Below are 8,824 nucleotides of genomic sequence, written 5' to 3'. Positions count from 1 at the left end.
GCCCGGCACCACTGGGCCCGGCACCGCTGGGCCCGGTCTCGGCGCCGACCCGAGTGCCAACGCGGTGGGATTCGACGCCTCCGGGCTGGTGCAGTACGCCTACGCCGGCGCCGGGCTGAAGATGCCACGCACCTCGGGCCAGCAGTGCAACGTCGGCCGCAAGGTGCTCCCGGCCCAGGCCCAGCCGGGCGACTTGATCTGCTTCGGTCCCGCCGGCAGCGAGGGCGTCGCGATCTATATCGGCAACGGTCAGATGGTGGAGGCCACCCCACCCGCCGTCATGGTGACGACGGCCCGCTCCGACGGCATGAATCCCTACCTGACCCGGATCATCGGGTAGGCCGCGGCGCCGCCACGGGCACCGGGCTGCGGCGTTTGGGCAGCGGGTAAAACGGGGTTGGGTAAATTAACAGTCGATCATGATGACCCTGTCACCGCCGCGCGCGCCGGCTACCGGCCCGCAGCCCGCCGCCATACGGAGCCGTAAAGAGGGTTTCCACCGTCTCGATCTCGACGGCCTGCGCGGTATCGCGATCGCGCTGGTGGCGATGTTCCACGTATGGTTCGGCCGGGTGTCCGGCGGGGTGGACGTGTTCCTGGCGCTGTCCGGTTTCTTCTTCGGCGGCAAAGTGATTCGCGCCGCGCTCGACCCGGCCGCGTCACTGTCGCCGGTGGCCGACGTGATCCGCCTGGTCCGCCGGCTGCTGCCGGCTCTGGTGGTGGTGCTGGCCGGGTGCGCGGTGCTGACCATCCTGGTGCAGCCGCAGACCCGCTGGGAGACGTTCGCCGACCAGAGCCTGGCCAGCCTGGGCTACTACCAGAACTGGGAACTGGCCGGCACGGTGGGCGACTACCTGCGGGCCGGCGAAGCTGTCAGCCCGCTGCAGCACATCTGGTCGATGTCGGTGCAGGGCCAGTTCTACATCGCTTTGCTGGCTGTCGTCTTCGGTGCGGCGTACCTGTTGCGGCAGCGGCTGGGCACGCGACTGCGCACCGCCTTCGTGGTGCTGCTCAGCGTGCTGACCGCGGCGTCGTTCGGCTATGCGATCGTCGCGCACCAGGTCAACCAGGCGACCGCGTACTACAACAGCTTCGCCCGCGCCTGGGAGCTGCTGTTGGGCGCGCTGGCCGGCGCGCTGGTCCCCTACATCCGGTGGCCGATGTGGCTGCGCAGCGTGGTCGCCACGGCGGCGCTGGCGACGATCCTGTCCTGCGGGGCGCTGATCGACGGCGTCAAGCAGTTCCCCGGCCCGTGGGCGCTGGTCCCCGTCGGGGCGACCGTGCTGTTCATCCTGGCCGGGGCGAATCGACAGGTCCACCCCGGCGCCGCGGCCGCGACGTCGCTGCCCAACCGGATGCTGGCCGCCGGACCGCTGGTGGCGCTGGGCGCCATGGCGTACTCGCTGTACCTGTGGCACTGGCCGCTGTTGATCTTCTGGCTCTCCTACACCGGCCACCGCCGGGCCACCCTCGTCGAGGGCGCCGTGGTGCTGCTGATCTCGGGCCTGCTGGCCTACCTGACCACCCGGTTGGTCGAGGATCCGCTGCGCTACCGCGTGCCGGTCGCCGCCTCCCGCCCGGCGGCGGCGACTCCGTGGCGGCAGCGGCTGCGCCGGCCCACCATCGTGCTCGGCTCCGTGGTGACGCTGCTGGGCGTGACGCTCACCGCGACCTCGTTCACCTGGCGTGAGCACGTCACCGTGCAACGGGCCGGCGGCAAGGAGCTCAGCGGGCTCAGCGCCCGCGACTATCCCGGTGCGCGCGCTCTGACCAGACACGTTCGGGTGCCCAAGCTCAGGATGCGGCCCACCGTCCTGGAAGCCAACAAGGACCTGCCCAGGTCGACCGCCGAAGGCTGCATCAGCGACTTCACCAACCCCGCGCTGATCAACTGCACGTACGGTGACGAAAACGCCACCCGCACCATCGCGCTGGCCGGCGGGTCACATGCCGAACACTGGCTCACCGCCCTGGACCTGCTGGGCCGGCTGCACCACTTCAAGGTGGTCACCTACCTGAAGATGGGCTGCCCGCTGTCCACCGAGGAAATCCCGTTGATCATGGGCAACAACGCGCCGTATCCGCAGTGCCACGCGTGGGTGGAGAAAACGATGGCGAAACTGGTCGCCGACCACCCCGACTACGTCTTCACCACATCCACCCGGCCGTGGAACATCAAACCCGGCGACGTGATGCCGGGCACCTACATCGGAATCTGGCAGCGGCTCTCCGACAACAACATTCCGGTGCTGGCCATGCGCGACACGCCCTGGCTGGTCAAGGACGGCAACCCGGTCGAGCCGGCGGACTGCCTCGCCAAGGGCGGCAACGCGCAGTCGTGCGGGATTAACCGCTCGGCGGTGCTGGCTGATCACAACCCCACCCTCGACTTCGTCGGGCGGTTCCCGCTGCTCAAACCGCTCGACATGAGTGATGCGGTGTGTCGGCCCGACATCTGCCGCGCGGTGGAGGGAAATATTTTGGTGTACCACGATGCGCATCATCTGTCCGCCACCTACATGCGCACCATGTCGGGCGAGCTGGGCCGGCAGATCGCTGCGGCCACCGGGTGGTGGTGATGACGCCGAACGCGCCGGCCGGCCATCGCGAGGACACCGCACCCAGGCTGGCCACCGTGTGGCCGGGTGACGCCTACCCGCTCGGCGCCACCTACGACGGCGGCGGCACGAACTTCGCGGTGTTCTCCGAGATCGCCGAGAAGGTCGAGTTGTGCCTGATCGGCGAGCACGGCGGCGAAACCCGGATCGCCCTGGACGAGGTCGACGGATACGTCTGGCATGCCTATCTGCCGACCGTGCATCCGGGGCAACGGTACGGGTTCCGGGTGCACGGGCCGTTCGATCCTGCTGCCGGGCACCGTTGTGACCCCAGCAAGCTGCTGCTCGATCCCTACGGGCGGGCGTTCGCGGGCGACTTCGCCTTCGGTCAGGCGCTGTTCTCCTACGACATCGCCGCACCCGACTCCGGCACACTGCCGATGGTCGACTCGCTGCGACACACCATGACCAGCGTTGTGATCAACCCGTATTTCGACTGGGCCTCCGACCGCGCCCCACGCACCCCCTACAACGAGACGGTGATCTACGAGGCGCACGTCAAGGGCCTGACGCAGACCCATCCGGGCATCCCCAAAGAACTGCGCGGCACCTACTCGGGGCTGGCCCATCCGGCAATCATCGACCACCTGCGGTCGCTGCACGTCACGGCGATCGAGCTGATGCCGGTGCACCAGTTCCTACACGACCACCGGCTGCAGCAGCTGGGTTTGCGAAACTACTGGGGCTACAACACTTTCGGCTTCTTCGCGCCGCACCACCAGTACGCGGCCAACCGGCAGCCCGGCGGCGCCGTCGCGGAGTTCAAAACCATGGTCCGCACCTTCCACGAGGCCGGCATCGAGGTGATCCTCGACGTGGTCTACAACCACACCGCCGAGGGCAACCACCTCGGTCCGACCATCAACTTCCGCGGCATCGACAACGCCGCCTATTACCGGCTCGAGGACGACGACCCGCGGTTCTACAAGGATTTCACCGGAACCGGCAACAGCCTCAACGCCCGCAACCCGCACACCCTGCAGCTGATCATGGACTCGCTGCGCTACTGGGTGACCGAGATGCACGTCGACGGTTTCCGGTTCGACCTGGCGTCGACGCTGGCTCGGGAGTTCTACGACGTCGACCGGCTCAGCGCCTTCTTCGATCTGGTCCAGCAGGATCCGGTGGTCAGCCAGGTCAAGCTGATCGCCGAGCCGTGGGACGTCGGCGAGGGCGGCTACCAGGTGGGCAACTTCCCGGGTCTGTGGACCGAGTGGAACGGCAAGTACCGCGACACCGTGCGCGACTACTGGCGGGGCGAGCCGGCGACGCTGGGCGAGTTCGCGTCCCGGCTGACGGGGTCGAGCGACCTCTACGAGGCCACCGGACGCCGGCCCGGCGCCAGCATCAACTTCGTCGTCGCGCACGACGGCTTCACGCTGGCCGACCTGGTGTCCTACAACGAGAAACACAACGAGGACAACGGCGAGGACAACAACGACGGCGAGAGCCACAACCGGTCGTGGAACTGCGGCGTGGAGGGCCCCACCGACGATCCCGACATCCTGGCGCTGCGGGCCCGGCAGATGCGCAACATCATGGCGACCCTGATGCTCTCGCAGGGCACCCCGATGATCGCGCACGGCGACGAGATGGGCCGCACCCAGCACGGCAACAACAACGTCTACTGCCAGGACTCCGAGCTGTCCTGGATGGACTGGGCGCTGGCCGACAAGAACGCCGACATGCTGGAATTCACCCGCACAGTGACCGAGCTGCGGGTCGATCACCCGGTGTTCCGGCGCCGGCGGTTCTTCGCGGGGCAGCCCATCCGCAGCGGCGACGAAGTCCGCGACATCGCCTGGCTGACACCGGCCGGCGAGGAGATGACGCCGCAGGACTGGGACACCGATTTCGGCAAATGCATCATGGTGTTCCTCAACGGCGACGCGCTGCCCGAGCCCGACAAGCGCGGCGAGCGGGTTGTCGACGACTCGTTCCTGTTGTGCTTCAACGCCCACGACCACGACGTCGGCTTCGTCATGCCGCACGGGGACTACGCGCGGGAGTGGACGGCGGTGCTCGACACCACCGAGCCCACCGGTGACGCCGAACGGGTCGTGCACGACGGCGACGAGGTCTGGCTACCCGGACGCGCTCTGCTCGTACTGCGTAAGACTCTGTGACACATGGCTTTTCCGGTACTGTCGACCTACCGGTTGCAGCTGCGCGGCGTAGCGAGCGGGTTCGGCTTCACCTTCGACGACGCCGCGAACCTGGTGGACTACCTCGACGAGCTCGGCGTGTCGCATCTGTACCTGTCGCCCGTCATGACCGCGGTGCGCGGGTCGGCGCACGGCTACGACGTCACCGACCCCACCAGCGTGTCACCTGAGCTCGGTGGCGCCGACGGTCTCGCGCGACTGTCGGCCGCGGCCCGGGCCCGTGGGATGGGCCTGGTCGTCGACATCGTGCCCAACCATGTCGGGGTCGACAAGCCCGAGCAGAACCCGTGGTGGTGGGACGTGCTGCGGCATGGCCGATCGTCGGCTTACGCACGGTTTTTCGACATCGACTGGGAGCTCGGTGGCGGCCGTGTCATCCTGCCGGTGCTGGGTTCTGACGACGACGTCGCGGGTGTGACCGTCGACGGCGACGAGCTGCGGCTGGGCGACCTGGCATTCCCGGTCGCGCCGGGCAGCGGCGACGGCACGGGTCCGCAGGTGCACGACCGCCAGCACTACCGGCTGGTGGGCTGGCGGAACGGGGTCTGCGGGTATCGCCGGTTCTTCTCGATCACCTCCCTGGCCGCGCTGCGCCAGGAGGACCGCGCCGTGTTCGACGCCAGCCACGCCGAGGTGGGCCGCTGGTTCGCCGAGGGGCTGGTCGACGGGGTGCGCATCGACCATCCCGACGGATTGGCCGACCCGGGCGGGTATCTGGAGTGGCTGCGCCGCCTACTCGGCCCGCAGGCCTGGATCGTGATCGAGAAGGTCCTGGCCGCCGACGAGGCGCTGGAGCCGACGCTGCCGGTGCACGGCACCACCGGCTACGACGTGCTCCGCGAGATCGGGGGGATCTTCGTCGACCCCAGCGGAGAACCGGCACTGACGGGACTGGTTGAATCCGTCGGCGCCGTGGGGTACTCGACGCAGTTGGCGGAGCTGAAGGTCGCCGCCGCCACCGGCACCCTGGCCTGCGAGCTGGACCGGCTGCGTCGCGCGGTGGTGGCCGCCGCCGGGGCCGACCACCCGCTGCTGGGTGAGGCCGTCGCGGCGCTGCTCACCCATATCGACGTCTACCGCTGCGACTACCCGGGCCTGGCCGCCACGCTGCCCCGCGCCCTGGCCGAAACCCGTTCCGCCGCATCCCGTTTCGGCCCGCCGCTGCAGGTGCTGGCCGCCGCGCTGGCCGACGGTGGCGAGCCGGCCGTGCGGCTGCAGCAGCTCTGCGGCGCGGTGACCGCCAAAGCCGCCGAGGACTGCCTGTTCTACCGGGACGCCCGACTGGTGTCGCTGAACGAAGTGGGCGGCGATCCGCGACGCTTCGGGGTGGGCGCCGCGGAGTTCCACTATCGCGCCGCCGCCCGCGCCCGGCGCTGGCCGCAGACCATGACGACGCTGTCCACCCACGACACCAAGCGCGGCGAGGACGTCCGTGCCCGCATCGCTGTCCTGTCCCAGGTGCCGTCCCTGTGGGCCTCGTCGGTGACGCGGTGGCAGGACGTGACACCGTGCCCGGACGCCGCGACCGGATTGTTTCTCTGGCAGAACATCTTCGGGGTGTGGCCGGTCGACGGACAGATCAGCGGCGGGCTGCGGACGCGGTTGCACGCCTACACCGAGAAGGCGATCCGGGAAGCGGGGCGGCGCACCTCGTGGGGCGATCCCGACACCGGTTTTGAGAGCGCGGTGCACGGCTGGCTGGACACCGTGCTCGACGGGCCGGTGGCCGGTGAACTCACCGACGTTGTGGCCCAACTTAACTCGCACGCGGAATCCGACGCGCTGGGCCAAAAACTGCTCGCGTTGACCGTCCCCGGCATTCCCGACGTCTACCAAGGCACCGAACTGTGGGACGACAACCTGGTCGACCCGGACAACCGGCGGCCGGTCGACTACGCTGCGCGGCGCACAGCCCTGAAGGAGCAGCGCCACAACAAGATGCGGGTGGTCAGCGCGGCGTTACGGTGCCGGCGCGCCCGCCCGGACACCTTCCTGCGCGGCGCTTATCATCCGGTGCTCGCCGCGGGCGGTGCCGCCGATCACGCGGTGGCGTTCCGCCGCGGTGACGACGTGCTGGTGGCGGTCACCCGCTGGACGGTGCGGCTGGCCGAAACCGGCTGGGGTGACACGGTGTTACCGCTGCCGGCCGGCTCGTGGACCGATGCGCTGACCGGTGCGACGTTCAGGGGTTCCCCGGCGGCCGCCACGCTGTTCGCCGAGTTGCCCGTCGTCCTGCTGGAACGGGAGCAATGACCGACTTCGCCGTCTGGGCACCCGAACCCGCTCTGGTCCGCCTCGACGTCGATGGGGCGGTGTATCCGATGATGCGCTCGGACAACGGCTGGTGGCGCGCACAGGTCGACGCCGCACCCGGCGCCCGCTACGGCTATCTGCTCGACGACGAACCCGCGGTGCTGCCCGACCCGCGGTCGGCTCGCCAACCCGACGGGGTGCACGCGCGGTCCCAGCTGTGGGACGCCACCGTCCTGTCCCCGGCGACCCGGACCGACGACGACTGGCCCGGCAGAACGGTTGCGGGCGCGGTGATCTACGAACTGCACGTGGGCACCTTCACTCCGGCAGGCACCTTCGACTCGGCGATCGACAAGCTGGACCACCTCGTCGATCTCGGAGTCGACTTCGTGGAGCTGATGCCGGTCAACGCATTCGGCGGCACGCACGGCTGGGGTTACGACGGGGTGCTGTGGTACGCCGTCCACGAACCCTACGGCGGCCCCGACGGTCTGGTCGCCTTCGTCGACGCCTGCCATCGCCGCGGACTGGGTGTACTGATCGACGCGGTGTTCAACCACCTCGGCCCGTCGGGCAACTACCTGCCGCGGTTCGGGCCGTACCTGTCCCCGCAGCGCAACCCGTGGGGCCAGGGCATCAACCTCGACGGCCCCGGCTCCGACGAGGTGCGCCGCTACATCATCGACTGCGCGCTGCGCTGGATGCGCGACTTCCACGCCGACGGGCTGCGGCTGGACGCCGTGCACGCGCTGGTGGACACCACCGCGATGCACATCCTGGAGGAGCTGGCACGCGACACCGACACGCTGTCGATGCAACTGGGCCGTCCCCTGTCGCTGGTCGCCGAGAGCGACCTCAACGACCCGCGGCTGATCACTCGTCGCGGCGGCGGCAGCGCCGTCGGCGGTTACGGGCTGACCGCGCAGTGGGACGACGACATCCACCACGCCGTCCACGCCGCGGTGTCCGGCGAACGGCAAGGCTATTACGCCGACTTCGGTTCGCTGGCCGCCCTGGCCGCCACGCTGCGGCACGGCTTCTTCCACGCCGGCACGTATTCCTCGTTCCGGGGCCGCCGCCATGGCCGCCCGCTGGATACGGCGACGATCCCGGCGACCCGGCTGCTGGCCTACACCTGCACCCACGACCAAGTCGGCAACCGCGCCCTCGGGGACCGCCCGTCGCAAAACCTCTCCGCCGGGCAGCTGGCGGTCAAGGCCGCGTTGGTTCTGGCATCCCCCTACACCGCAATGCTTTTCATGGGTGAGGAGTGGGGTGCGTCGACGCCGTTCCAGTTTTTCACCTCGCACCCCGAGCCGGAGCTGGCTCGCGCCACCGCGCAGGGCCGCACGAGAGAGTTCGCTGAGCACGGCTGGGACGCCGCTGACATCCCGGACCCGCAGGACCCGCAGACCTTCGCGCGCTCCAAACTGGACTGGGCCGAGGTCGACGACGGTGAGAATGCCCGGCTGCACCGGCTCTACCGCGACCTGATCGCGCTGCGGCGAAGCGAACCCGACCTGGCCGATCCGTGGCTGCCCGACCTGGTCGTCGACTACGACCAGGAGCACCGCTGGATCGTCCTGCGCCGCGGTCGGCTGTCCATCGCCTGCAATCTGGGCCCCGGGCCGGTGCGCGTCCCGGTGACCGGTGAGGTGGTGCGGGCCTGGGACCGCCCGACGGTCGAAGACACCGCCACCGGGTTGCCCGGGCATTCGTTCGCCATCCTGCGGACTGTGGATTACTGACGACCGGCATGCTCGCCTCATCGATCCTGTGGTACTGTGC

At 69.4% G+C, this 8,824-nt stretch carries 5 protein-coding genes; all 5 read left to right on the top strand.

Going from position 1 to position 8,824, the window contains the following annotated elements; all coding sequences use genetic code 11:
• On the top strand, positions 1-340 hold a 340-nt coding region (locus ABDW21_RS07715), incomplete at its 5' end, for an NlpC/P60 family protein (RefSeq protein ID WP_343599006.1).
• A gap of 79 nt (positions 341-419) precedes the next feature.
• Positions 420-2,579, top strand: a complete 2,160-nt coding sequence (locus ABDW21_RS07710) for an acyltransferase family protein (RefSeq protein WP_343599008.1) — start codon at positions 420-422, stop codon at positions 2,577-2,579.
• On the top strand, positions 2,579-4,744 hold the full coding sequence (glgX, locus tag ABDW21_RS07705) for a glycogen debranching protein GlgX (protein ID WP_343599010.1): 2,166 nt from the start codon (positions 2,579-2,581) through the stop codon (positions 4,742-4,744). The genes ABDW21_RS07710 and glgX overlap by 1 nt, the downstream gene beginning before the upstream one ends.
• A gap of 3 nt (positions 4,745-4,747) precedes the next feature.
• Positions 4,748-7,036: a malto-oligosyltrehalose synthase gene (treY, locus tag ABDW21_RS07700; protein WP_343599012.1), complete on the top strand. Its 2,289-nt coding sequence runs from the start codon at positions 4,748-4,750 to the stop codon at positions 7,034-7,036.
• A complete protein-coding gene (gene treZ, locus ABDW21_RS07695) occupies positions 7,033-8,784 on the top strand; it encodes a malto-oligosyltrehalose trehalohydrolase (protein ID WP_343599014.1) in 1,752 nt (583 codons plus the stop codon). The genes treY and treZ overlap by 4 nt, the downstream gene beginning before the upstream one ends.
• Positions 8,785-8,824 lie beyond the last annotated feature (40 nt).

The organism is Mycobacterium sp. (genome assembly GCF_039583805.1).
Lineage (GTDB): Bacteria > Actinomycetota > Actinomycetes > Mycobacteriales > Mycobacteriaceae > Mycobacterium.
This window is presented reverse-complemented; position numbering and strand designations above follow the sequence as displayed.